This is a genomic window from Cronobacter sp. EKM101R, from assembly GCF_963888145.1.
Classification (GTDB): domain Bacteria; phylum Pseudomonadota; class Gammaproteobacteria; order Enterobacterales; family Enterobacteriaceae; genus Cronobacter; species Cronobacter turicensis.
Genome location: NZ_CAWPHW010000042.1, coordinates 272,568 through 297,237 on the forward strand (window position 1 = coordinate 272,568; position 24,670 = coordinate 297,237).

A 24,670-nucleotide genomic window follows, 5' to 3' on the forward strand; every position below is an offset into this window, starting at 1 on the left:
CCGCGTCGCGTTGCTTCAGAGTTTACCTAACAGCCGGAACCAGCCGTAATCGAGCGGCAACAGGAAAAGAAAGGTGACTATCGCCAGCGCCAGGCAGAGCTTCATCCCGGCGCGCGCCGGGACGTTGCCGAGCGCCATCGCCACGACAATTGGCGACGCCTGGTATGGCAATAGCGGCGTGGAATACCCCAGCACCTGGATCATGATGGTCGAGAGCAGCGGGAAGCCGGTGCTGCGCGAAAAGCTCTCCGCAAGCGTGGTATAGAGCGCCGGAACGCCGTTAGCCGTCATGATGAAGTTGAGCGCCGTAGTAATGCCCGTGAGCGCGGCGAAACTGGTAAAGGGGCGCTGTGGATCGAGCGGCATAACGTGTATCAGCGCCGTGCCAACCGCGTTGCCGATGCCCGTGTGGGTTACGGTGGTCGCAAGCCCCAGAATGCCCGCCACGTAGATGCAGGTGCGCATGTTGACGCCGCTTGCGAACTCATCGCCGGTAATAAACCCGACGCGCGGCAAAAGCGTGATGACCGCCGCCGCAAGCCCCGTCCACGCCGGGCCAATCCCGTGCCAGCTTTCGGTGACCCACAGCACCAGCACCACCAGCAGCAGCCAGCCGAGGCGCTTTTCCGCACGGCTCATTGGCGTCGCGGCGGGCAGCTCGCGCGGCGGCTGCGGCTTGCCGGGAAAGAACCAGCAGATGAGCGCAATCAGCACCGCGCCCTTGAGCAACCCCAGCACCGGCGTATGCAGCAGCAGATAGGGCAGATAGTTGAGGTGAATGCCGAAAGAGCCTTCCGCCGCGCCGCTCATCACCAGATTGGGCACGTTGGCGGGCAGAATAGTGGCGGAGAGCTGGAACGTGCCGAAGCCTACGGCCAGCGCCAGGCCGTACCAGCCGCGGGTGTTTTCTTCGATACCGGCGCGTTTCGCCATCGCCGCCACGACGGGCATCAGCAGCGCGATGCGCCCCATGTTCGACGGCATGACGAACGCCAGCGCATAACTGAGCAGCACCACGCTCGCCACCATCTGCCACCAGGAATCGGTCAGCCGCGCCGAGAGCGCCCGCGCCGCGCGATCCGCGAGGCCCGTTTTACGGATAGCCACGCCAAGCACGAAGCCGCTGAAGACCAGCCAGAACGCCGACGACGCAAAGCCGCCGAACAGGACTTCCGGCGGCGCGATTTTGGCTATCATCGCCACCGCGAAAAAGAGCAGCGCCGTGATGAATTCCGGCAGCAGGGACGTCGCCCAGAGCACAATGGTCAGCAGAATAATAAGGGAGGGTAAGAGCAGCGGATGCGCAAGCCAGACGGACATACCTGTCTCCTGATGAAATTTTCAGCAAGTCTACGGCGCGCCTGACGTTAAGTAAACGTTATGGCGTGCCTTCGTGAAGCAGCGCGCAGTCGTGATCCTGAAGCTCTTCGCTGTGCGCCAGGTTCAGTTGCAGAAGCTGACGGTGCGTGGCAAGCAGAACAAACGCGCCATCTTTGAGCGGCGCCAGCGCCAGCGAGTAGCGCCCCATATGCTCGCGCGCCTCCGGCACCTCTTCCGCCAGCATCAGGAACGGCGAACGCCGCGACAGCTCTTCGCCTGTGATACGGCGCGCCAGATAGTCGTGACCGCGAAGGTTGCCCGGAAACGGCTGCCAGCGGCTGCCAATGGCGTTCACCGCGGCGTCAAGCTGCGCGCGTACGTCCGGGCGCAGGCAGGAGATGTGTATGTGCAGATGATTTTGAGTGCGGCCCAGCGTGGAGTTGATGGTCAGCGAGACCGCGCTGTCAGGGACCGGGCTGCCGCGCTTTTCGCTCATCCAGCGGCGCGCCTGCCACGCCTGCCAGAAAAAGTTGGGCGTGTTATCTGAAAGCAGGAGCGGGCTTTCAATGCCGTTGATTTTCCACAGCGGCATCAGCAGGTATTGCAGCGGGCCGTTGATATCTTTCAGCACGGCATACCCCGCGGGGAGGTTCACCTGGGCGCAGGGCGCCGGATCCTTGCGTTCACGCTCGCCAGGCAGACACTGCTGCGTCACGATGCGCCTTAACACGTCCGGATCGTCCGGCAGGAAATGACGCCACGCCACCAGCGCGGCCAGCGCCAGTACGGCAATAAGCGCAACGGTAATACACAGCGCTCGCTTCATGCTTCGCCCTTATTAATCCTGAAAACGCAAAGCGTAGCGTAAAACGGGTCGGAGCGGGGGTTTATTACGTGAAGAAGGCGGGCCACATCCTTGTGGCCGGGGTATTTAACGCTGGCTTATCTGATCGAAGGTGCCGCCGTTCGCAAAGTGCGTTTGTTGCGCTTTGGTCCAGCCGCCGAACACGTCATCAATCGTGAAGAGTTTCAGTTTCGGGAAGGTGCTTTCATATTTCGCCGCAACTTGCGCATCGCGCGGGCGGTAGAAGTTTTTCGCGGCGATCGCCTGGCCTTCCGGCGAGTAGAGGTATTTCAGGTAAGCTTCGGCCACGGCCTGCGTGCCTTTCTCCTGCGCGACTTTATCGACGACCGAGACGGTCGGCTCGGCCAGGATAGATTCACTCGGCGTCACGATTTCGAATTTGTCTTTGCCAAGCTCGTTGGCGGCCAGCAGCGCTTCGTTTTCCCAGGCGATCAGCACGTCGCCGATGCCACGCTCAACGAAGGTATTTGTCGCGCCGCGCGCGCCGGAATCGAGTACTTCGACGTTCTTATACAGCGCTTTGACGAAATCCTGAGCTTTGGCCTGATCGCCGCTGTTGTGATGCAACGCGTAGCCCCAGGCCGCCAGGTAGTTCCAGCGTGCGCCGCCGGAGCTTTTCGGGTTCGGCGTGATGACCGACACGCCCGGCTTCACCAGATCGTTCCAGTCTTTAATTTGCTTCGGGTTGCCCTTACGTACGAGGAACACGATGGTGGAGGTGTACGGCGCGGAGTTGTCCGGCAGGCGTTTGATCCAGTTTTTATCGATGCGTCCGCGTTCGGCGATCGCGTCCACATCATAGGCCAGCGCCAGCGTCACGACATCCGCTTTGATGCCGTTAATGACGGAAGTCGCCTGCTTGCCGGAGCCGCCGTGCGACTGACGGACCACGACGTTATCGCCGGTCTCTTTTTTCCAGTGCGCGCTGAATGCTTTGTTGTATTGCTCATAGAATTCGCGCGTCGGATCGTAAGAGACGTTTAACAGCTGCACGTCTTTCGCCAGTACGCTTGCCGAAGCCAACAGTAAAGTAATGCCCACGCCCCACTTATTCATCGCACGCTCTCTTTAAATATTCAGATATGAATTTCATTAAAAGCAGCGTGCCAGAAAGCGCGTCGCGGATTAAAGAATAAAAAAAAATTGGCTATAACTTTGAGGAATAACGAAGACAAAAGAAACGCCCGGCCGCGTTAGCGCTCCGGGCGTGTAAGGAGAGGCTTAGTAGAGCTTTTTCGCGCAGTCCAGCCAGTCGCCTTTGAACGGACGCTTCATGTTTTCGATAGCGTCGATGATGTCGTGATGCACCATTTTTTCGTTCTGAATGCCGACGCAGCGGCCGCCGTAGCCCTGCAGCAGCAGTTCAATGGCGTAAGCGCCCATGCGGGAGGCCAGGATGCGGTCATAAGGCACCGGCGAGCCGCCGCGCTGGATGTGGCCGAGAACGGTGGCGCGAGTTTCGCGTTTGGTTTCGGTTTCGATGTATTTCGCCAGCTCGTCGATGTCGCAGATGTGCTCGGTGATCGCAACGATAGCGTGTTTTTTGCCTTTCGCGATGCCCGCTTTGATTTCAGAGACCAGATCTTCGCGGTTGAACTCGACTTCCGGCAGAACGATAAATTCGCAACCGCCCGCGATGGCTGCCGCCAGGGTCAGGTCGCCGCAGTAACGGCCCATCACTTCGACGATGGAAATACGCTGGTGCGAAGAGGAGGTGTCGCGCAGACGGTCGATCGCCTCAACCACAGTGTGCAGCGCGGTGAAATAACCGATGGTGTAATCGGTGCCCGCGACGTCGTTATCAATGGTGCCCGGCAGACCGATGCATGGGAAACCCATTTCGGTCAGGCGTTTGGCGCCCATGTAGGAGCCGTCGCCGCCGATAACCACCAGCGCATCAAGGCCGCGTTTCTTCATGTTCTCGATAGCCACGGCGCGGATATGTTCTTCGCGGAATTCCGGGAAACGCGCGGAACCCAGGAAGGTGCCGCCGCGGTTGATCATGTCGGAAACGCTGTAGCGGTCGAGCTGGATCATGCGGTCTTCATACAGGCCAAGATAGCCGTCGTAAACGCCGAACACTTCCAGACCTTCTGTCAACGCCGCACGGACTACGCCGCGGATGGCGGCGTTCATGCCTGGCGCATCACCGCCACTCGTCAACACACCGATTTTCTTAATCATGACTACCTCTGAACGTAGAATGCAAAAGGAATACTTTCGCCGGAAACCGCCTGCGCAAGTGCGACAGGTGATCGACTATTGCTGCAAATAGTATATCAACAGCTTCCTGCTGAATTGATTCAGGTCAGCCCTCGTGGGGGTGGTATATACAAAAAATGCCTGACCGAACCACGCCTTTACAACGAATGCTTAGCGCTCAAATTGCCCTTGCTGAAAACGCGGGACGACTGAGCATGGGTCCTGATGAATAATGACGTCCGACCCCGGAAACCGGAACAGGATTGCCTGCTCCACCTGTTCGGCGATAAGGTGCGCCTGAACAAGCGGCAAGTTGTCTTCCATTTCGAGATGAAGCTGGATAAAGCGGGTCGGCCCTGACTGCCGCGTGCGTAGATCGTGCGCGCCACGAACGCCTGGCCAGGCGGCGATAATATCGACAATCGCCTGGCGCTCGTCATCGGGCAGAGCCCGGTCGAGCAGCGACTGTACCGCTTCATAGCCCATCCGTAACGCACTGTATAAAATCCAGACGCCAATCCCGAGCGCGAATAACGCGTCGGCGCGGTGCAGGCCATACCATGCGAGGGCCAGCGCCACCAGAATAGCGGTGTTCATCATAACATCAGACTGATAATGAAGCATATCCGCCCGCACCGCCTGGCTGCGTGTTTTACGCACTACCCAGCGCTGGAACGTGACTAACATCAGCGTGGTGACCAGCGCCGCCATCGTCACGATAATACCGACCAGCGGCGCGCGCATAGGCTCAGGCTGAATGAGATGCTGGATACCGGTCAGGAAGAGAAACAGCGCCGAGCCGGAAATAAACATGCTTTGTGCGAGCGCCGCCAGCGATTCCGCTTTCCCGTGCCCAAACGTATGTTCTTCATCGGCAGGCTGGAGCGAATAGCGCACGACGAATAAATTCGTGAGTGACGCGGCGATATCCACCAGCGAATCCACCAGGGCGGCGAGAATACTGACCGACCCGGTATACCACCAGGCGAAGATTTTGATGATCAGCAATAAGGTTGCCACAAGCGTTGCGGCGAGCGCCGCCCGGCTGACCAGGCGAGCATAGTCATGATTCATAACGACTCCTGCAAAGACATGTTGCCAGTATAACTAACCGTTCGCAGGATTTGATGAAATTCGTCTGACGCATGCGGGTAATGCAGGTCACGGCATAGCGAAAAAGAGGCAAAAAAAACCCCCACATCATGTGGGGGAAGACAGGGATGGTGTCTATGGCAAGGAAAACAGGGTTTACTGGTTACTACGGGTACTGCTACTAAAGAGCGGCAGCGCAGACTGGCGCTGCATTTGCGCAACCTCACGGAACTGTTCCATGCGTTGCTGATGTTTCTTGTTCAAAACCGCTTGCTGCTCGGGCGTTAACAGGCGATACATCTGGTTTCTCACCTTCGCCATTTCGACCTGACGAGCCACTTGCTCCTGGGCCATTTTTTCCGCCTGAGCGCGCACCGCGTTTTCATCAAAATTTTCTGCGGTGACCAGCCTGTGCATGGCCTCCATTTCGCTAACATTAACAGGGGGCTGCTCATGGCGCGCTCGCTGCATCAAATCGCGCATTTGCTGGCGCTGATGCTCTGTTAAGTTAATGCCGTCAAACATATGGCTTTGCACACTGTTGCGTTGCGTCAGCATTTCCGCTGGATGCCAGCTTTCGTCCGTCGGGACCTGTGCTGCCTGGCTGGTTAACGCACCGACAGCCAGCGTTGAGGCCATGACGGCGGCGGTAACTTTGCGCATCACTGACTCCTGGAAACTTATGTGCTGCGGTTCAACGAAATCCAGTCTACGATTCGGGCTGCAAACATGCGTCAGGGGGTGTAAAACAACGTAAAGTCATGGATTAGCGCGCCTTGATGACGTAATTTCTGCCTCGGAGGTACTGAAAATGAATAAAATCCTGTTAGTTGATGATGACCGCGAGCTGACTTCCCTGTTAAAGGAATTGCTCGACATGGAAGGGTTTAATGTCCTCGTTGCCCATGATGGCGAACAGGCGCTTGACCTCCTGGACGACAGCATCGACCTGCTTTTGCTCGACGTGATGATGCCGAAGAAAAACGGCATTGATACTTTGAAAGAGCTTCGTCAGACACACCAGACACCCGTTATTATGTTGACCGCGCGCGGCAGCGAGCTGGATCGCGTGCTTGGCCTTGAACTGGGCGCAGATGACTATCTGCCGAAACCGTTTAACGACCGCGAACTCGTGGCCCGTATTCGCGCTATTTTGCGCCGCTCGCACTGGAGCGAACAGCAGCAGAACAGCGACAACGGTTCGCCGACGCTGGAAGTGGACGCGCTGAGCTTAAACCCAGGCCGCCAGGAAGCGAGTTTCGACGGCCAGACGCTGGAGCTCACCGGTACGGAGTTCACCCTGCTCTATTTGCTGGCGCAGCATCTGGGTCAGGTGGTATCGCGCGAACATTTAAGCCAGGAAGTGCTCGGTAAACGCCTCACGCCGTTCGATCGCGCCATTGATATGCATATTTCGAATCTTCGTCGCAAATTGCCGGAGCGCAAAGACGGCCATCCGTGGTTTAAAACCCTGCGCGGACGCGGCTATCTGATGGTTTCCGCTTCATGATAGGCAGCCTTACCGCCCGCATTTTCGCCATTTTCTGGCTGACGCTGGCGCTGGTGTTAATGCTGGTGCTGATGCTGCCTAAGCTCGACAGCCGTCAGATGACGGAATTGCTAGAGAGCGAGCAGCGTCAGGGCACGATGATTGAACAGCACGTCGAAGCTGAACTGGCGAGCGACCCGCCCAACGATTTGATGTGGTGGCGGCGGCTGTTTCGCGCTATCGACAAATGGGCGCCGCCGGGGCAGCGTCTGCTGCTGGTCACCAGCGAAGGTCGCGTGATCGGCGCTGAACGCAACGAAATGCAGATCATTCGCAACTTTATCGGCCAGTCTGATAACTCCGATCATCCGCAGAAGAAAAAGTATGGCCGCGTGGAGCTGGTCGGGCCGTTTTCCGTGCGCGACGGCGAGGATAACTACCAGCTTTACCTGATTCGCCCGGCGAGCAATTCGCAGTCCGATTTTATCAACCTGCTGTTTGACCGTCCGCTGTTGTTGCTGATTGTCACGATGCTGGTCAGTTCGCCGCTGCTGCTGTGGCTGGCGTGGAGCCTCGCGCGTCCGGCGCGTAAACTCAAAAACGCCGCCGATGAAGTGGCCCAGGGCAACCTGCGCCAGCACCCGGAGCTGGAAGCCGGGCCGCAGGAGTTTATCGCCGCAGGGGCGAGCTTTAACCAGATGGTGACGGCGCTGGAACGCATGATGACGACCCAGCAACGGCTGCTTTCTGATATCTCCCACGAACTGCGCACGCCGCTCACGCGCCTGCAACTGGGCACCGCGCTGCTGCGCCGCCGTAGCGGAGAGAGCAAAGAGCTTGAGCGCATCGAAACCGAAGCCCACCGGCTCGACAGCATGATTAACGATCTCCTGGTGATGTCGCGTAATCAGCAGAAAAACGCGCTGGTGAGCGAGACCATGAAGGCGAATCAGCTCTGGAGCGAGGTGCTTGATAACGCCGCGTTTGAAGCCGAGCAGATGGGCAAATCGTTTGAGGTGACCTATCCGCCTGGCCCGTGGCTGCTTTATGGCAACCCGAACGCGCTGGAAAGCGCGCTGGAGAATATCGTGCGTAACGCGCTGCGCTACTCTCACAGCAAGATTTCCGTAAGCTTCGCGGTGGATAAAGAAGGCATTACGATTAATGTCGATGATGACGGCCCGGGCGTAAGCCAGACCGATCGGGAACAGATTTTCCGCCCGTTTTACCGCACCGATGAGGCGCGCGACCGGGAATCCGGCGGTACGGGGCTGGGCCTCGCTATCGTGGAAACCGCCGTGCAGCAGCATCGCGGCTGGGTGAAGGCAGATGACAGCCCGCTGGGCGGCCTGCGCCTGACCATCTGGCTGCCGCTCTACCACCGCTCCTGACAGAGCCCTCCCCGCGCGGGAGGGCTGTGCTTCTCCTGCGCCCGCTGTTTTTACCCACCGGCAATTCTGGTATTCTGCGCGCCTCTGCACAAGGGGAGCCGTATGCTGAACATCGTCCTGTTTGAACCTGAAATTCCGCCCAATACCGGTAATATCATTCGTCTTTGCGCCAATACGGGCTTTCGCCTGCACATTATCGAGCCGATGGGTTTTACCTGGGATGATAAGCGCCTGCGCCGCGCGGGGCTGGATTATCACGAATTTACCGCCGTGATGCGCCATCGCGACTATGCCGCGTTTCTGGAAGCGGAAACGCCGCAGCGCCTGTTCGCGCTGACGACTAAAGGCACACCCGCGCACAGCGCGGTCAGCTATCAGGACGGCGACTATCTGATGTTCGGCCCGGAAACGCGCGGGCTGCCAGCCTCGATTCTGGACGCACTGCCGCCTGAGCAGAAGATCCGCATCCCGATGATGCCGGACAGCCGCAGTATGAACCTCTCTAATGCCGTGTCCGTCGTGGTGTATGAGGCCTGGCGGCAGCTCGGCTATCCCGGCGCGGTATTGCGCAGCTAAGCGTAACCGCCAGAAACAACAAAGCCGCGCAGTGCGCGGCTTTTTATGCGAAACCCCGGCGGGATCAGATGCCGTCGCCGTACTCAAACCCGTGGTTGATGCCGTTGAAGTGTTGATCCATATCCATCGACGGTTTGTCGCTTTCAGGCTTACCGACAATACGCGCCGGCACGCCTGCCGCCGTGGTGTGCGGCGGCACCGGCTGGAGCACCACCGAGCCCGCGCCGATTTTCGCGCCGCGCCCGACTTCGATATTGCCAAGAATTTTAGCGCCTGCGCCAATCATCACGCCTTCGCGGATTTTCGGGTGGCGATCGCCGCTGGTTTTACCGGTCCCGCCCAGGGTCACCGACTGGAGTATAGAGACGTCATCTTCCACCACGGCGGTTTCGCCGATCACAATGCCGGTCGCGTGATCGAGCATGATCCCGCGGCCAATGGTCGCGGCCGGGTGAATATCAACCTGGAAAGAGACCGACACCTGGTTTTGCAGGAAAATCGCCAGCGCCTGACGGCCCTGCTGCCACAGCCAGTGGCCGATGCGGTGGGCCTGCAGGGCATGAAAACCTTTAAGGTAAAGCAGCGGCGTGGAGTATTTATCCACCGCCGGATCGCGGGTGCGGACGGCCTGGATATCGCACGCGGCGGAAGCGATCATCTCCGGGTCCGCCCGGTAGGCCTCTTCCACGACTTCACGAATAGCGATCGCCGGCATAATCGGCGACGCCAGCTTGTTCGCCAGCATGTAGCTTAACGCGCTACCCAGATTTTCGTGCTTCAGTAATGTCGCATGGTAAAAACTGGCCAGCATCGGCTCACAATCGGCCAGCTGACGGGCTTCGGCTTTAATATTCTTCCACACCAGATCCAGTTCTTCACACGGCATTGCTTTCTCCAGACAAACAAACAGCGGCCGACAAAACGGTTTGTCGGCACGCATCAATCATTACGGGCGCTCGTCCTTACTGGCTGCTTCGCTCATCCTTGCGGGTACGGCCCAGCAGCGTTAATGCTGCCTCGCGCGCATTTTTTCCGCAATAGAGTACCTGATAAATTTCCTCGGTTATTGGCATTTCCACGCCAACACGCGCCGCCAGCTCGCGCACCTCTTTGGTGTTGCGATAGCCTTCCACCACCTGACCGATCTTCTCCTGCGCGCTCTGCACGTCCATTCCCTGGCCGAGCATCATGCCGAAACGACGGTTGCGCGACTGGTTGTCAGTACAGGTCAGCACCAGATCGCCGAGACCCGCCATTCCCATGAAGGTCGTCGGATCAGCGCCCAGCGCCGCGCCCAGACGGGACATCTCGGCAAGGCCTCGTGTAATCAACGCCGTGCGGGCATTGGCGCCGAAGCCGATGCCGTCAGACATCCCTGCGCCGATAGCGATAACGTTTTTCACCGCACCGCCGAGCTGCACGCCGATGAAATCCGGGTTGCTGTAGACGCGGAAACTTTTGCCGCAGTGCAAAAGCTGCTGGAGATCGTCTGCGAATTCGTCATCCGTCGCCGCCAGCGCAATCGCCGTCGGCAGCCCTGCCGCCAGTTCTTTGGCGAACGTCGGGCCTGAGATGACCGCGAGCGGGATAGTATCGCCTAACGCCTCGCGCGCCACATCCTGCAGCAACCTGCCGGTTTCCGCTTCCAGGCCTTTTGTTGCCCATACCACACGGGCATCCGGGCGCATCAGCGGTTTAATCTGGCGCAGCACCTGCCCAAACACATGGCTTGGCACCACCACCAGGATGTTGCGGCTGGCGGCCAGCGCAGTGGCTAAGTCGCTCTCAAGGTGAAGCGTGTCGGGGAAAGGCACATCGGGAAGGAAAGCCACATTGCAGCGGTCAGCCTGCAGCGTCGCGATATGCGCGGGATCATGACCCCACAGCACGACGTGATGGCCGTTTCTTGCCAGTGTGATGGCAAGAGCGGTGCCGTAGGAGCCGGCACCGATGACTGTCATTGACGCATTAATGGTGTTCATCAGGCATCCTGATGGTTTGCCGCGCCTTCAGCAGCCTGCTGCTGCAGATAGTTCATGAACAGCGCGTCGAAGTTAACCGGCGCAAGGTTCAGCTGCGGGAAAGTGCCGCGGGAAACCAGGTTGGTGATGCATTCGCGAGCATACGGGAACAGGCTGTTCGGGCAGTAAGCGCCGAGGCAGTGCGCCATCTGAGTGCCTTCAATGCCGGTAATGTTGAAAATACCCGCCTGCTGCACTTCACACAGGAAAGCGGTCTCTTCGCCCAGCGACGCGGTGACCGTCACGCGCAATACCACTTCGTAGACATCGTCAGCAAGCTGGCTGGACGCCGTATCCAGATCCAGTTTCACATCCGGTTGCCAGTCTTTCTGGAACACGTGCGGCGCATTCGGTGCTTCGAAAGAGATATCTTTGGTGTAAATGCGCAGAAGCTGAAAGTTCATTTCAGTGTTGTTTTGTTCTGACATGAGCGAAAACCCTTTATATGTAATGTCCTTAAATATGCCTTCACGGCAAAAGCGCACTAGCGCAGCAGAGGATCGAGTCCGCCGCGCGCATCCAGTGCATGCAGGTCGTCGCAGCCGCCGATGTGCTGACCGTCGATAAAGATCTGCGGTACAGTGGTGCGGCCACTACGCTGAATCATCTCTTCCCGTTTGGCGGTATCGCCATCAATGGGCAGCTCGAGGAAAGCGGCGCCTTTGCTGTTCAGCAGGGCCTTCGCACGATGGCAATACGGGCAGGTTGCTTTGGTATACATTTCGATATTAGCCATGTCGTTACCTCTTTATGAAAATTATTTACCACGCACCAGCGGCAGGTTTTCACCACTCCAGCCAGCGACGCCTTCTTTCAGCACATACACCTGTTCAAACCCGGCGTTGGTCAGCGCAGTCGCGGATTCCTGTGCCGACAGGCCGTTGCCGTCAACCACGATAACCGGCTTCGCTTTATGCTTGTCCAGCTCGCCGACGTTGTTGGCTTTGATATCGGCAGGCAGCACGTTCATCGCGGTGGCGATATGGCCTTTGCGGAAGTCGTCGCGCTGGCGAATATCCACTACCACGGCATCTTCTTTGTTAATCAGACGCGTCGCTTCACCACGCGTAATCACCTTCACTTTAGACGTCAGGCTCTTGAAAGTGGTGTAAATCACCGCCGCGAGTAACGCAATCCACGCGATACTAAGTATGGGGTGGCGGCCAACGAATTGCATAATTTCTTGCATGGGGGGGTCAAACTCCCGACTCAGTAAAAAAACCAGGTGAGGAGTATACCTGCGCGCTGTGTCAATTACAGCCAGTACAAGGAAGGTTGTGCGTTTTCTGCGGCGCGTTACGTAAAAAAGGATGAAATGCGCCGTTACGCTTGCACGCCCCGCCTTGTTCTTTGATCTTCTGCGGCTATTTGCCCTCAGGCGGTGTAGTAAAATTACGCCAATTTTTTCGTCTTTGACGCATGAGGTTCTGCAATGTCGTTTACTAAAAAACCTGTCGTATTAGTGATTCTGGATGGCTATGGCTACCGTGAAGACAACCAGGATAACGCTATTTCCGCCGCCAAAACGCCTGTGATGGATAGCCTGTGGGCCAGCCGCCCACATACGTTGATTGATGCTTCTGGTCTTGAGGTCGGCCTGCCTGACCGCCAGATGGGCAACTCGGAAGTGGGCCACGTCAACCTGGGCGCCGGACGCATCGTGTATCAGGATCTCACGCGCCTGGATGTGGAAATTAAAGAACGCACTTTCTTTGAAAACCCGGTACTGACCGCCGCAGTGGATAACGCCGTCGCGGCAGGCAAAGCCGTACATATTATGGGCCTGGCGTCGCCGGGCGGCGTACACAGCCATGAAGATCATATTCTGGCGATGATTGAACTGGCCGCCGCCCGCGGCGCAGAGAAAATCTACCTGCACGCGTTCCTGGATGGCCGCGATACCCCGCCGCGCAGCGCGAAGGCCACGCTTGAGAAATTCGCGGCGAAATTTGCCGAACTGGGCAAAGGCCGCGTCGCTTCCATTATCGGTCGTTATTTCGCCATGGATCGCGACAACCGCTGGGACCGCGTAGAGCAGGCGTACGACCTGCTGACGCTGGCGCAAGGCGAGTATGAAGCGCAAAACGCCGTGGCAGGCCTGGAAGCCGCTTACGCGCGCGATGAAAACGATGAGTTCGTCAAAGCGACGGTGATTCGTGCCGAAGGTGAAGCTTCTGCCGCGATGGAAGATGGCGACGCGCTGATTTTCATGAACTTCCGCGCCGACCGCGCTCGTCAGATCACCCGCGCTTTCGTCAACCGCGATTTCGATGGCTTTAACCGTAAAAAAGTCGTGAAGTTCGCGGATTTTGTCATGCTGACGGAATATGCGGCAGATATCCGCACCGCCTGCGCTTACCCACCAGCCTCGCTGCTGAACACCTTCGGCGAGTGGATGGCGAAACATGACAAAACCCAGCTGCGCATCTCCGAAACCGAGAAATACGCGCATGTGACATTCTTCTTTAACGGCGGCGTGGAAGAGCCGTTCCCGGGCGAAGACCGTATTCTGATTAATTCGCCGAAAGTCGCGACCTACGATCTGCAGCCGGAAATGAGCTCCGCCGAGCTTACCGAAAAACTGGTCGGCGCCATCAGCAGCGGCAAGTATGACGCCATTATCTGTAACTACCCGAACGGCGATATGGTCGGCCACACCGGCGTGTTTGACGCAGCTGTCGCGGCGGTGGAAGCGCTCGATAACTGTATCGAGCAGGTGACTCGCGCCGTTGAGGCCGCTGGCGGTCAGATGCTCATTACCGCCGACCACGGCAACGCCGAACAGATGCGCGATCCGGCAACCGGCCAGGCGCATACCGCGCACACCAACCTGCCGGTGCCGCTGATTTACGTGGGTGATAAAACAGTGAAAGCGGTAGACGGCGGTAAGCTCTCCGACATCGCGCCGACCCTGCTGACGCTGATGGGCATGGAAATCCCGCAAGAGATGACTGGCAAGCCACTGTTCATCGTGGAATAATCCCTCCCTATGAGGGGAAAGGCGATTTTTTCAATGACATGGGGCAACAGGCCGTTTCGGTTCTCACTCAAGCCCCTGCTTTACGCCAGCGCGCTCAGCGCTGGCGTATTGTTATGCCCGCTTTCCGCCCACGCGGATGACCGCGATCAGCTTAAATCCATTCAGGATGATATCGCCGCCAAAGAGCGCGCCGTGCGCCAGCAACAGCAACAGCGCGCGAAACTGCTCGCCCAGCTGAAAAGCCAGGAGCAGGCGATCGCCGCCGCCAGCCGCAAGCTGCGCGAAACCCAGAACACGCTGGCGGATCTCAATCGCCAGATAGCTCAGATGAACGACTCCATCGCAAAGCTTGAGAAGCAAAAAGCGGCCCAGGAACGCAACCTGGCGGCCCAGCTTGATGCGGCGTTTCGTCAGGGGCAGCACAGCGGCCTTCAGTTGATCCTGAGCGGCGAAGAGAGTCAGCGCGGCCAGCGTTTACAGGCCTATTTCGGTTATCTCAACGAAGCGCGTCAGGAGACCATCGCCCAGCTCAAGCAAACCCGCGAAGAAGTCGCCACGCAAAAAGCGGAGCTTGAAGAGAAGCAGACGCAACAGCAGACGCTGCTTTACGAGCAGCAGGCGCAGCAGGCGAAGCTGGAGCAGGCCCGCAACGAACGTAAGAAAACCCTCGGCGCGCTGGACTCTTCCATTCAGGAAGGACAGCAGCAGCTGAGCGAACTGCGCGCCAACGAATCGCGCCTGCGCGATCGCATCGCCCGTGCGGAAGCGGCGGCCAAAGCTCGCGCCGAGCGCGAAGCGCGCGAAGCCGAGCAGGTCCGTTCCCGTCAGAAAGAGGCGACGCGCAAAGGCACCACCTATAAACCTTCCGACAGCGAGCGTTCGCTGATGGCGCGCACCGGCGGCCTCGGCTCGCCGAACGGCCAGGCATTCTGGCCGGTACGCGGCCCGATGCTGCACCGTTATGGCGAACAGCTGCAAGGTGAACTACGTTGGAAGGGCATCGTTATCGGCGCCAGCGAAGGCACCGAGGTGAAAGCCATCGCCGACGGGCGCGTTATCTTAGCCGACTGGCTGCAGGGCTATGGTCTGGTGGTCGTGGTTGAGCATGGCAAAGGCGACATGAGCCTTTACGGCTACAACCAGAGCGCGCTGGTGAATGTCGGCGCCCAGGTCCGCGCTGGTCAGCCCATCGCGCTGGTGGGCAACAGCGGCGGTCAGGGTCGGCCTTCGCTCTATTTTGAAATTCGCCGTCAGGGTCAGGCGGTCAATCCACAACCGTGGTTGGGAAGATAAGTTTTGCTTCAGTTGCGTCGTCTTGTTTTTGCTCTCGCTGGTTCGCTGGCGCTCGCCGCTCCCGCCCTCGCCGGCAAACTCGCTATCGTGATTGATGATTTCGGCTATCGCCCCAGTACCGAGAATCAGGTGCTGGGAATGCCCGCAGAAGTCTCCGTCGCCGTACTCCCCAACGCGCCGCACGCCCGCGAAATGGCGACCAAAGCCCACAATCAGGGGCATGACGTACTCATTCACCTGCCGATGGCGCCGCTCAGCAAACAGCCGCTGGAAAAAGACACCCTGCGCCCGGACATGAGCAGCGAGGAAATCGCGCGTATTATTCGCGAAGCGGTAAACGACGTGCCTTACGCCATCGGCATGAATAACCATATGGGCAGCGCGATGACATCAAGCCTGCCCGGCATGCAGAAAGTGATGGCGGCGCTTGCGCACTACAATCTCTTTTTTCTCGACAGCATGACCATCGGCAATAGCCAGGCTATGCGGGCCGCCGCAGGCACCGGCGTGAAGGTCATCAAACGCAAAGTCTTTCTGGACGATACCCAGAACGAGGCGGATATCCGTTACCAGTTTAACCGCGCGGTCGCGCTGGCGCGCCGCAACGGCTCGGCGATTGCTATCGGCCATCCGCACCCGTCAACGGTGCGCGTGCTTCAGCAGATGCTCTACAGCCTGCCGCCCGATATCACGCTGGTGCGCGCGAGCAGCCTGCTGAATGAGCCGCAGGTGGATACCTCCAGACCGAACGCCGCTCCGCCTTCGCAGACCGCGCCTGCCGCGCCGCGTAACCCGTTCCGCGGCGTGAAGCTCTGCAAGCCAAAACGCCAGCCTGAACCGGTCTACGCCACGCGTTTCTTTACGGTAATAAGCGAAAGCGTCAGCGAGAGCGCTGTGGTGAGCTATTTTCGACATCAGTGGCAAGGCTGGGGCAAGCAGTCATAATAAAAAACCCGCCTGAAGGCGGGTTTTTTATTAGCGCGGAAGCGGCGAATCAGAGCGTTTTTTTATCACCGTGAACCTATAAAAGGTTGGCAGATACGTGCCTTTTAATCATTATTGCAGCTTAAAATTACCGTTAAGGATGATGCTATATAATGTCGGCTTGCCATTATCTGTCATGAGATATTTCTCTTTGTGAGAAAGCTTATAAATACCGACAGGATCATTATTTAACGCGTTCAGCGCGGTTTCTGTTGGAGCCGAATTGATAAACTGGCGAATCAGAAAACGGTTCTCGCCAGTGACTGGCTGTACATTCATCATTTCACGAAATGCTGGCACCTGTTCGCGCGCATACAGGAAGCTGTAATCAATAAGGAAATATTCAATCAGCGCATCATGCTCCTGCCAGTAGCGATAAAGAATATCTCTGACCAGCTTTACCAGCGTATTGCCTTGCTGTGCGGCGAGAAAATAAGCTGTCCAGTAGCCCTGACTGAGCGCATTGTCCCGTGTGCTACTCGTAAAACGCAGCGAAGAGAACTTATTTTCAAAAAAGGATTCAGGTAACGAACGGGTCATGAAAACCGTCGCATCCATCCAGATGCCGCCGTACTGGTAAAGCAGTGAGCAACGGACAATATCTGAATACTGCGCTTTGCTAATAAGACCCGCCTGATATTTTGTAGTGATGTGCTCAGGAAGATTTAAGTACTGTGGAATATTTTCATCAGTCAAAACAATGATATTTGCATCAGGCGTATGACATTTTACCGATTCGACACATTGTTTAACCAGTGCGGGAGCGTGTTCCAGCCCCTGGAACCAGCAAATCCAGATCATCCGTGACTGGGCCTGATGTACGGGAGAAACGGACTCAGCCTGAACATTGAGACGGTCGATAACCGAGAAAATCGCCGCCTTTTTCTTTTCTTCAAAATGCGCCGCCGCGCGCTGGAAAACAGCAAGCCCCGTCTTCTTATGCCATCTGCGCGTCTTCTTGATGAATTTATTAATGGTATTCAGCTTCATCGTTCCACCTGTCAGATGATTCAAAAAAGTTCTTTTAGCGTGCGACGAAACAGCTTCAGCCTTAACTTAATATCTTTCTTACGGCTACGTAGCAAACCATTCATGCGTGTTGAACTGAATCCCCTGAACGACATTAGCTGGAAAAGATTATTACTGCGCGTCGTTTCCGACATATACTCACGGTATTTAAAATAAAGCTTGCGATAAGACGTATATTTCTTAATTTTTTTAGTAATACGATCGCTGCTATGTTCAGCGTCTACCATTGCGGTACTAAAACTATATTTAACGCCGGGCCCATATTTTAGTATCAGCTTAATCCAGGCATCGCGATCCTGTTGTTGCTTAATTTCCGGCGAGAAGCCACCCACGCCCAGCATTTTTTCTCGGGTGGTGAGCACCTGATTGCCCACGACATTTTCACACAGGATATCCTGTAACGTGATAATGCGTTTACGGTTGCCCTGGGAATTTGTCCGCTGTTTTTTATCCAGACGGGCGGGTGAGTCTGTTACGAATGCATAACGTTCTTCATAACGTGCGGCCAGCTTTGACAGGCGTTCAGGCAAAAAATAATCGTCGTCATCCAGCCCCGTCACGAAGACACCGTGCGAAAGGGCATAACCCCGGTTACGGCTGAAGTTTGAACCGCTGTTTTTTTCGTTTCGCTCATAGATAAAATCTACGAATCGCGCCTCGCATTCCGGCCGCATTTTTTCTATAAGCTGCGCGGTTTTCTCATTTGAGCAATCGTCAATTACAATCAGCTCAACGGCAGCGTACGTTTGCGCGATGACTGAGCGAATCGCCCGCTCCAGCAGTTCCTCTCTGTTAAAGGTTGTGATGATAACGGAGATCAGTTCATTCATAACACGCTCGTCTGGTAGATATAGCAACGCCACCGGAGAATACTCTTTTCCCGATGACGTTGCAAAAAAGCCTACTTAACAACATCCTGGTGTCTGTTCTGCTCCAGAAAGACGATAGACATAATAAGCGTCAGCATCCAGGCGATGGGAGTTGTTTTCGAATAGAACATCACGCCGCTGATGCCAAACATAATGATTGAGGCCAGGAACGCACAGAGGATAATACTATTTAGCTTCCTGAAGGCGTAACAGAACAACGCAACAATAAAGGCAAAATAGAGCAACAAACCTGATGGGCCTTTCAGCGATAAAGTTTCTACCACTTCATTATGCAAGTGGCCTTTCATAAAAAGTAAGGCTCCACGCAACCCTGGCTCTTTCTTTACGGTTGCAGCAATAATTTCATTACGCTGATCGGTTGATTGCCACAAAAAGTTATTCTTCGCGGCCTCCAGCCCGGTTTGCCACATAGCCAGACGCGCCCCGACTGAGGTTAGTGTAATATTTCTGTCGTAGGCGGCAATATCGCGATTAAAATCATTATAACGTTTCGCAATATCTTCCTTCATCATGAAAACGCCCACGATTAAGGCAAGAACAAATGCGATAATGCCCTTCCAGGGAATATGTTTTTCTTTATAGAGCTTGATAGCTAACAGAACAAGGAAAATAAGAGGATAAGCTATAATTGCCGCACGAGTACCGGTCGCCACCAGCATCAAAAAGGTCACGAAAAAATGCCCTAAAATCAGTGATTCTTTCCACTTATGCTGACTGTGCTGAAGAACAGTAATGATATAAAAGGAAAGAAACGCTATTGTATAAGCCGCACCCGTGGCATCGGCGCCACCCGCGAGAGAAAGCGTTACGCGTCCGGTACCAAGAAATATAGCCTGATAACCAACATATATGCTCATCATCAGTTGCAGAAGGATAGCCAGCAGAGCATGAATTTTGTTATTGCCGATACGCGAATTTCGATGATTAACAAAAGCATAGATGCAGAATGCACCCGCCACACATATTTTTCCCACCTCAAGATAAGCGCGGTAGGAGTTAATCGCCGGACTGGTATCTACTTTAAACAGACGGTACCACACCAAATCGCAAATACCGATAATTAACAAAACAGCACAAAGCCAAAAGGCGTCATTTTTTCTGAAATTTTTGATATCGATAATAAATGCGATCAGGGCTATTCCGCCTGCCAGGCTGAAAACTTTTGCAGAAAAATTTGGTGATATAACGACACAACCAAATGCAATTGCGCATAATCCGAATAACAACTGCATCAAACCAACATGGAGCTTCTCAAATTTATTCGTGGTCATCATCATTCCATTTACTACTGCAAACAAAACACTCTAGCATATGATTAAAAAACCATTAAAGGCTGCTGTGTTAATGAAGATGACGCCATTCATACACGTTGCCCGTGGTATCCATAACCGCGACATCCTTATTATACTGCGATAGCCAGGACGACAATGAGTTTGTCGCCTCGCCTTCACGATGGATACCCAGCCACAACTCAGCAAGCGTATTCACATCATCCGTTGACCACATCCTGTTGTAATCCCCTGTCCGCTTATCTTTCTCTGCGACCCGCTGAGCATACCAGATGAACATCGGGACCTGTAGCGCTTCGCGAGGCGGTCTGGCGCCGCCATGCGAATACACCACGGCGCGGGAAGGATCGCGGATCAAGGCGTGATCGGAGAAGTAAAGAACGGACGAACGGCTGTCGCCCAGCGCGCGGAAGACCTGGCCCATGATGGCATCGGTAAAACGCACGGAATTATCGTAACAGTCGTCGGCTTTATTAGCGCTGTTGAGAAGAGTCTGATTTGCAGGAAAACGCCGACACGCAGGTTCATGGCTACCGTACAGGTGTAAAACAATCAGTTTTTTACCGGGTTTTTTTATTGCCTCGTTCAGGAGCGGCAACAGGGCATCATCATAGCCCTCCTCCACCCACGTACTCTGATGGGCATTCAGGGCGATGGCAGTAATAATATTATTATGCGCGCCGCCTTTACCCTGACGGCTGAACCAGTAGGTGTCGTAACCCGCTTTGTTGGCGATATTAATCACGTTATCGCCATATTTACGCGGATCCCGCGCCCTTACGGTATCCGCCGTCAATGCCATCGGCACCGCCATAATGGTGACCGGGGCCGGTGCCACCGCGTTGCGAAACAGCAGAAGTTGATTTTTTTGGGCCTCCAGTTCCGGGGTGGTATCACGGCCATAACCGTAAATGCCCATATTTTTCGTGCGTTCAGATTCGCCGACAATGAGCACGTAATTTTCAATCCCGGTATCTGATACGGCGATTTTATAATCAGGAATATTATTACCCACGCTCGCCATCACGGCATTATCTTCCGCCGCCTGCATAAACACTTTAGCGGTGCTGACCGGCGTTGATTGCATAAAACGCTGCGCCAGGCTTTCAACATTACTTTTACGGATTTGATGCAGCCATGCCTGCGTAAAGAAGCCGAAGAGTGTCAGGCCAAGGAGGATCGCAGGCCAGCGCCTGAAGCGTGATGATACCGGCCATGCGCCGCTATTCGCCGTAAAAATAAACAGCGCCGAGAGCGCCACAAATAACAGGCCGTCACGCCAGTAAAGGCCGAGCATCGATCTCGCTTCATCCGGCGTGGTATTAAGCACACTTAAGGCAAATCCATAACTGAATGCTGAATTAAAGTTGGTCCATGCATACAGCTGAAGCGTCACGTCCGCCGCGACCGGCACTAAAAAAAGCACGGCGAGCAGGTTTCTGAACCCTTTGTTAGTAATGGTTTTAATCGCAAACATCAGCAAGGCAAAAACCAGCGCCCGGTTGATGACCGTATTATATTTTTCATTTAACACATTAGCGTAGATAACGATTAACAGCGAAATAACCAACGGTACGACGCTCGAAATACGGAAACCGTATTTCGTCGCCTTTTGCTCTAACAGAATGGACATGACTACCTGGACACTATTTAAATCTTTCCTGACGACACATTTATCACCGGACAAAAGAAAACCAACTCTCTTTCAAATAAAAGAGAGCCAGGTATCGATGTGATACTGGGCGTAAAAAAGAGGCGTTATTAAAATTTGGGCAGACGGTAGCAATTCGCTTTTATAAAGTCAAACCGCTGAAGATGGTAGCGACGCCTGCATTCACAGGCGCCGCAGTTAACGGTTAATCCCAGCTCAGGATCACCTTCCCGGACTGACCGGAACGCATGGCGTCGAAGCCTTTCTGGAAATCGTCGATGGTAAAGCGATGCGTGATAATCGGCGACAGATCGAGGCCGGACTGGATCAGTGCCGCCATTTTGTACCAGGTTTCAAACATCTCGCGGCCATAAATGCCTTTGATGAAGAGCCCTTTAAAAATGACTTTGTTCCAGTCGATAGACATATCGGATGGCGGAATGCCAAGCATCGCGATACGCCCGCCGTGGTTCATGGTATCCAGCATGGTGCGAAACGCCGGCGGCGCGCCGGACATCTCCAGCCCCACATCAAAGCCTTCCGTCATGCCCAGCTCGTTCATCACGTCCTGAAGGCTTTCGTTCGCGACGTTCACCGCGCGGGTCACGCCCATCTTGCGCGCCAGCGATAAACGATAGTCGTTCACGTCGGTAATCACGACGTTACGCGCGCCGACATGTTTCGCCACCGCAGCCGCCATGATGCCAATCGGGCCTGCGCCTGAAACCAGCACATCTTCGCCAACCAGATCAAACGAAAGCGCCGTGTGTACGGCATTGCCGAACGGGTCGAAGATAGAAGCCAGATCGTCGGAAATGTTATCCGGGATTTTGAACGCGTTGAAAGCCGGGATCACCAGATATTCGGCGAAACAGCCCGGGCGGTTGACGCCCACGCCGACGGTGTTGCGGCACAGATGCGTGCGCCCGCCGCGGCAGTTACGGCAGTGGCCGCAGGTAATATGGCCTTCGCCGCTGACGCGGTCGCCGATTTTAAAGCCTTTCACTTCCTGGCCGATGCCGACCACTTCGCCGACATATTCATGGCCCACGACCATCGGCACCGGAATGGTCTTCTGCGACCACTCGTCCCAGTTATAAATGTGCACATCGGTGCCGCAAATCGCGGTTTTGCGAATTTTGATCAGCAGATCGTTATGGCCCACTTCCGGCTCCGGCACATCGGTCATCCAGATGCCTTCTGCCGGTTTCAGTTTTGATAATGCTTTCATTTCACGCCCTCAGGCAATCACGCCTAACTGTTTACCGATGCGGGTAAACGCATCGACCGCACGTTCAATTTGTTCAGGAGTATGCGCCGCCGACATCTGGGTGCGAATACGCGCCTGGCCTTTTGGCACCACCGGATAGAAGAAGCCGGTCACGTAAATGCCCTCTTTTTGCAGCTCGCGGGCGAATGCCTGCGCGACAACCGCATCGCCCAGCATCACCGGGATGATGGCGTGATCGGCGCCCGCCAGCGTAAAGCCCGCCGCCGTCATTTTCTCGCGGAACAGACGCGCGTTGGACCACAGACGCGCGCGCAGCTCAGCCCCGGACTCCACCATCTCCAGCACTTTGATGGACGCCGCGACAATGGCCGGTGCCAGCGAGTTAGAGAAGAGATATGGACGCGAACGCTGACGCAGCCACTCGACAACTTCTTTACGCGCCGCGGTATAGCCGCCGGACGCGCCGCCAAGCGCTTTGCCCAGCGTACCGGTGATGATGTCGACGCGGCCCATCACGTCACAATATTCATGCGAACCGCGCCCGTTTTCGCCGACAAAGCCGACCGCGTGGGAGTCATCCACCATCACCAGCGCATCATATTTATCCGCCAGATCGCACACGCCCTTCAGGTTGGCGATCACGCCATCCATGGAGAACACGCCGTCTGTCGCGATAAGAATATGGCGCGCGCCCGCTTCACGGGCTTCTTTCAGGCGCGCTTCCAGTTCCTGCATGTCGTTATTGGCGTAACGGAAACGCTTTGCTTTACACAGGCGCACGCCATCAATGATGGAAGCGTGGTTCAGCGCATCAGAGATAATCGCGTCTTCCGCGCCGAGCAGTGTTTCAAACAACCCGCCGTTGGCGTCAAAGCAGGAAGAGTAAAGAATGGCGTCTTCCATACCGAGGAAGGCGGCCAGCTTGTTTTCAAGCTCCTTGTGGCTGTCCTGGGTGCCGCAGATGAAGCGCACCGACGCCATGCCGAAGCCGTGGGTGTCCATGCCCTGCTTCGCCGCGGCGATAAGCTCAGGGTGGTTCGCCAGACCGAGATAGTTATTGGCGCAAAAGTTGATTACGTGGCTGCCGTCTGCCACCTGGATATCCGCCTGCTGGGCGGAGGTGATGATTCGTTCTTCCTTAAACAAGCCTTCGGCGCGCGCCGTTTCTAAATCGGCGGAAAGCTGTTGGTAAAAATCCCCTCGCATTGCATTTCTCCAGACATGAGCCAGTTCGGCACATATTATTACCCAAAGCTATGGACAGAGACGAGATGACGAAGCACCGATTCTTTGTTTTGCAGCATAAATCACGCGAGACGGGCAAACTTGCTGCGGCTTAAACGGCCAATGGCTGTAGGGCAACCAATGTGATGGTATGATTGATACTATTCACGCCGGAGATTTTTCCCGGCTCACATTCTGAAGGACAGGCTTATGATTATCGTTACCGGCGGCGCGGGTTTTATCGGCAGCAACATTGTTAAGGCTCTGAACGACATCGGCTATACCGACATTCTGGTGGTGGACAACCTGAAAGACGGCACCAAATTCGTCAATCTGGTGGATCTGAATATCGCCGATTACATGGATAAAGAAGATTTCCAGGTGCAGATCATGTCCGGCGAAGAGTTCGGCGAGATTGAAGCCGTGTTCCACGAAGGCGCCTGCTCCTCCACCACCGAGTGGGATGGCAAGTACATGATGGAAAACAACTATCAGTACTCCAAAGAGCTGCTGCACTACTGCCTGGAGCGTGAAATCCCGTTCCTGTACGCCTCTTCCGCCGCCACCTACGGCGGTCGCACTTCTGACTTCATCGAATCACGCGAATATGAGAAGCCGCTGAACGTGTACGGCTATTCGAAATTCCTGTTCGATGAATATGTTCGCCAGATCCTGCCGGAAGCGAACTCGCAGATAACCGGCTTCCGCTACTTTAACGTTTACGGCCCGCGTGAAGGCCACAAAGGCAGCATGGCGAGCGTGGCGTTCCACCTCAACACCCAGTTGAACAACGGCGAAAGCCCGAAACTGTTTGAAGGGAGCGATAACTTCAAACGCGATTTCATCTACGTGGGCGACGTGGCCGCGGTGAACCTGTGGTTCTGGCAGAACGGCGTATCCGGCATTTTCAACTGCGGCACCGGCCGTGCGGAGTCGTTCCAGGCCGTGGCGGATGCCGCGCTGGCCTTCCATAAAAAAGGCAGCATTGAGTACATCCCGTTCCCGGAAAAACTCAAAGGCCGTTATCAGGCGTTTACCCAGGCCGATCTCACTAACCTGCGCGCGGCGGGCTACGACAAGCCGTTTAAAACCGTTGCCGAAGGGGTCGCAGAATATATGGCCTGGCTGAACCGCGACGCATAA

Annotated in this window: 24 protein-coding genes; 7 read left to right on the forward strand and 17 right to left on the reverse strand. The window is 55.7% G+C overall.

Going from position 1 to position 24,670, the window contains the following annotated elements:
- Positions 1–15: 15 nt before the first annotated feature.
- From AACV31_RS18695 to cpxP, 6 genes are all read right to left on the reverse strand, one after another.
- Positions 16–1,320, reverse strand: a complete 1,305-nt coding sequence (locus AACV31_RS18695; RefSeq protein ID WP_105581584.1) for an SLC13 family permease — start codon at positions 1,318–1,320, stop codon at positions 16–18.
- A gap of 58 nt (positions 1,321–1,378) precedes the next feature.
- Entirely contained in the window at positions 1,379–2,146 is a 768-nt protein-coding gene (locus AACV31_RS18700; RefSeq protein ID WP_007765458.1) for a CDP-diacylglycerol diphosphatase, read from the reverse strand.
- Between the two features lie 105 nt (positions 2,147–2,251).
- Entirely contained in the window at positions 2,252–3,241 is a 990-nt protein-coding gene (locus AACV31_RS18705) for a sulfate ABC transporter substrate-binding protein (RefSeq protein WP_165155080.1), read from the reverse strand.
- 165 nt (positions 3,242–3,406) lie between these two features.
- Positions 3,407–4,369, reverse strand: coding sequence for a 6-phosphofructokinase (pfkA, locus tag AACV31_RS18710; RefSeq protein ID WP_007703206.1), 963 nt, complete (start codon positions 4,367–4,369; stop codon positions 3,407–3,409).
- 189 nt (positions 4,370–4,558) lie between these two features.
- Entirely contained in the window at positions 4,559–5,461 is a 903-nt protein-coding gene (gene fieF, locus AACV31_RS18715; protein WP_165155078.1) for a CDF family cation-efflux transporter FieF, read from the reverse strand.
- A gap of 174 nt (positions 5,462–5,635) precedes the next feature.
- Positions 5,636–6,142, reverse strand: a complete 507-nt coding sequence (cpxP, locus tag AACV31_RS18720) for a cell-envelope stress modulator CpxP (RefSeq protein WP_007765474.1) — start codon at positions 6,140–6,142, stop codon at positions 5,636–5,638.
- Positions 6,143–6,290: 148 nt separating this feature from the next.
- Between cpxP and cpxR the strand changes: the two genes are divergently transcribed.
- From cpxR to trmL, 3 genes are all read left to right on the forward strand, one after another.
- Positions 6,291–6,989 (forward strand): envelope stress response regulator transcription factor CpxR, encoded by a 699-nt coding sequence (cpxR, locus tag AACV31_RS18725; RefSeq protein ID WP_007765477.1) that lies wholly within the window; start codon positions 6,291–6,293, stop codon positions 6,987–6,989.
- Positions 6,986–8,359, forward strand: coding sequence for an envelope stress sensor histidine kinase CpxA (gene cpxA, locus AACV31_RS18730; RefSeq protein ID WP_007765479.1), 1,374 nt, complete (start codon positions 6,986–6,988; stop codon positions 8,357–8,359). Before cpxR ends, cpxA begins: the two co-directional genes overlap by 4 nt.
- 102 nt (positions 8,360–8,461) lie before the next feature.
- Positions 8,462–8,935 carry a tRNA (uridine(34)/cytosine(34)/5-carboxymethylaminomethyluridine(34)-2'-O)-methyltransferase TrmL gene (gene trmL / locus AACV31_RS18735; RefSeq protein ID WP_007765481.1) on the forward strand — a complete coding sequence of 158 codons (474 nt, stop codon included), beginning with the start codon at positions 8,462–8,464 and terminating at the stop codon, positions 8,933–8,935.
- A 64-nt stretch (positions 8,936–8,999) separates the two neighbouring features.
- On the opposite strand, the gene cysE is transcribed toward trmL, so the two are convergent.
- From cysE to AACV31_RS18760, 5 genes are all read right to left on the reverse strand, one after another.
- The gene (gene cysE, locus AACV31_RS18740; protein WP_007765485.1) at positions 9,000–9,821 is read right to left on the reverse strand and encodes a serine O-acetyltransferase; all 822 of its coding nucleotides are present in this window, start codon (positions 9,819–9,821) and stop codon (positions 9,000–9,002) included.
- Positions 9,822–9,897: 76 nt separating this feature from the next.
- Complete coding sequence (gene gpsA, locus AACV31_RS18745; protein WP_007765489.1) at positions 9,898–10,917, reverse strand: NAD(P)H-dependent glycerol-3-phosphate dehydrogenase; 1,020 nt, start codon at positions 10,915–10,917, stop codon at positions 9,898–9,900.
- On the reverse strand, positions 10,917–11,384 hold the full coding sequence (gene secB, locus AACV31_RS18750; protein ID WP_007765492.1) for a protein-export chaperone SecB: 468 nt from the start codon (positions 11,382–11,384) through the stop codon (positions 10,917–10,919). The genes gpsA and secB overlap by 1 nt, the downstream gene beginning before the upstream one ends.
- 56 nt (positions 11,385–11,440) lie before the next feature.
- Positions 11,441–11,692: a glutaredoxin 3 gene (grxC, locus tag AACV31_RS18755; RefSeq protein ID WP_004388492.1), complete on the reverse strand. Its 252-nt coding sequence runs from the start codon at positions 11,690–11,692 to the stop codon at positions 11,441–11,443.
- Positions 11,693–11,713: 21 nt separating this feature from the next.
- Positions 11,714–12,145: a rhodanese-like domain-containing protein gene (locus AACV31_RS18760; protein WP_075197236.1), complete on the reverse strand. Its 432-nt coding sequence runs from the start codon at positions 12,143–12,145 to the stop codon at positions 11,714–11,716.
- A 243-nt stretch (positions 12,146–12,388) separates the two neighbouring features.
- On the opposite strand from AACV31_RS18760, the gene gpmM reads away from it, so the two are divergent.
- Genes gpmM through AACV31_RS18775 form a run of 3 tightly spaced genes read left to right on the forward strand, consistent with a single transcriptional unit; the run spans position 12,389 to position 16,174 of the window.
- Complete coding sequence (gene gpmM, locus AACV31_RS18765) at positions 12,389–13,936, forward strand: 2,3-bisphosphoglycerate-independent phosphoglycerate mutase (protein ID WP_165155076.1); 1,548 nt, start codon at positions 12,389–12,391, stop codon at positions 13,934–13,936.
- Positions 13,937–13,969: 33 nt separating this feature from the next.
- Positions 13,970–15,229, forward strand: a complete 1,260-nt coding sequence (gene envC, locus AACV31_RS18770; RefSeq protein ID WP_234004999.1) for a murein hydrolase activator EnvC — start codon at positions 13,970–13,972, stop codon at positions 15,227–15,229.
- A gap of 3 nt (positions 15,230–15,232) precedes the next feature.
- A complete protein-coding gene (locus AACV31_RS18775) occupies positions 15,233–16,174 on the forward strand; it encodes a divergent polysaccharide deacetylase family protein (RefSeq protein ID WP_165155074.1) in 942 nt (313 codons plus the stop codon).
- 111 nt (positions 16,175–16,285) lie between these two features.
- Here the strand turns inward: AACV31_RS18775 and AACV31_RS18780 are convergent, their stop codons facing one another.
- The 6 genes from AACV31_RS18780 to kbl form a co-directional block, all read right to left on the reverse strand.
- Entirely contained in the window at positions 16,286–17,203 is a 918-nt protein-coding gene (locus AACV31_RS18780) for a capsular polysaccharide synthesis protein (RefSeq protein ID WP_165155072.1), read from the reverse strand.
- Positions 17,204–17,223: 20 nt separating this feature from the next.
- Entirely contained in the window at positions 17,224–18,072 is an 849-nt protein-coding gene (locus AACV31_RS18785) for a glycosyltransferase (RefSeq protein WP_165155070.1), read from the reverse strand.
- A 71-nt stretch (positions 18,073–18,143) separates the two neighbouring features.
- Complete coding sequence (locus tag AACV31_RS18790; protein ID WP_165155068.1) at positions 18,144–19,403, reverse strand: O-antigen ligase family protein; 1,260 nt, start codon at positions 19,401–19,403, stop codon at positions 18,144–18,146.
- Positions 19,404–19,473: 70 nt separating this feature from the next.
- Positions 19,474–21,054, reverse strand: a complete 1,581-nt coding sequence (locus AACV31_RS18795; RefSeq protein ID WP_165155066.1) for a phosphoethanolamine transferase — start codon at positions 21,052–21,054, stop codon at positions 19,474–19,476.
- 223 nt (positions 21,055–21,277) lie between these two features.
- Positions 21,278–22,303: an L-threonine 3-dehydrogenase gene (gene tdh, locus AACV31_RS18800; protein WP_007765513.1), complete on the reverse strand. Its 1,026-nt coding sequence runs from the start codon at positions 22,301–22,303 to the stop codon at positions 21,278–21,280.
- 9 nt (positions 22,304–22,312) lie between these two features.
- Complete coding sequence (gene kbl / locus AACV31_RS18805; RefSeq protein ID WP_165155064.1) at positions 22,313–23,509, reverse strand: glycine C-acetyltransferase; 1,197 nt, start codon at positions 23,507–23,509, stop codon at positions 22,313–22,315.
- Positions 23,510–23,737: 228 nt separating this feature from the next.
- On the opposite strand from kbl, the gene rfaD reads away from it, so the two are divergent.
- Positions 23,738–24,670 carry an ADP-glyceromanno-heptose 6-epimerase gene (gene rfaD, locus AACV31_RS18810; RefSeq protein WP_007765517.1) on the forward strand — a complete coding sequence of 311 codons (933 nt, stop codon included), beginning with the start codon at positions 23,738–23,740 and terminating at the stop codon, positions 24,668–24,670.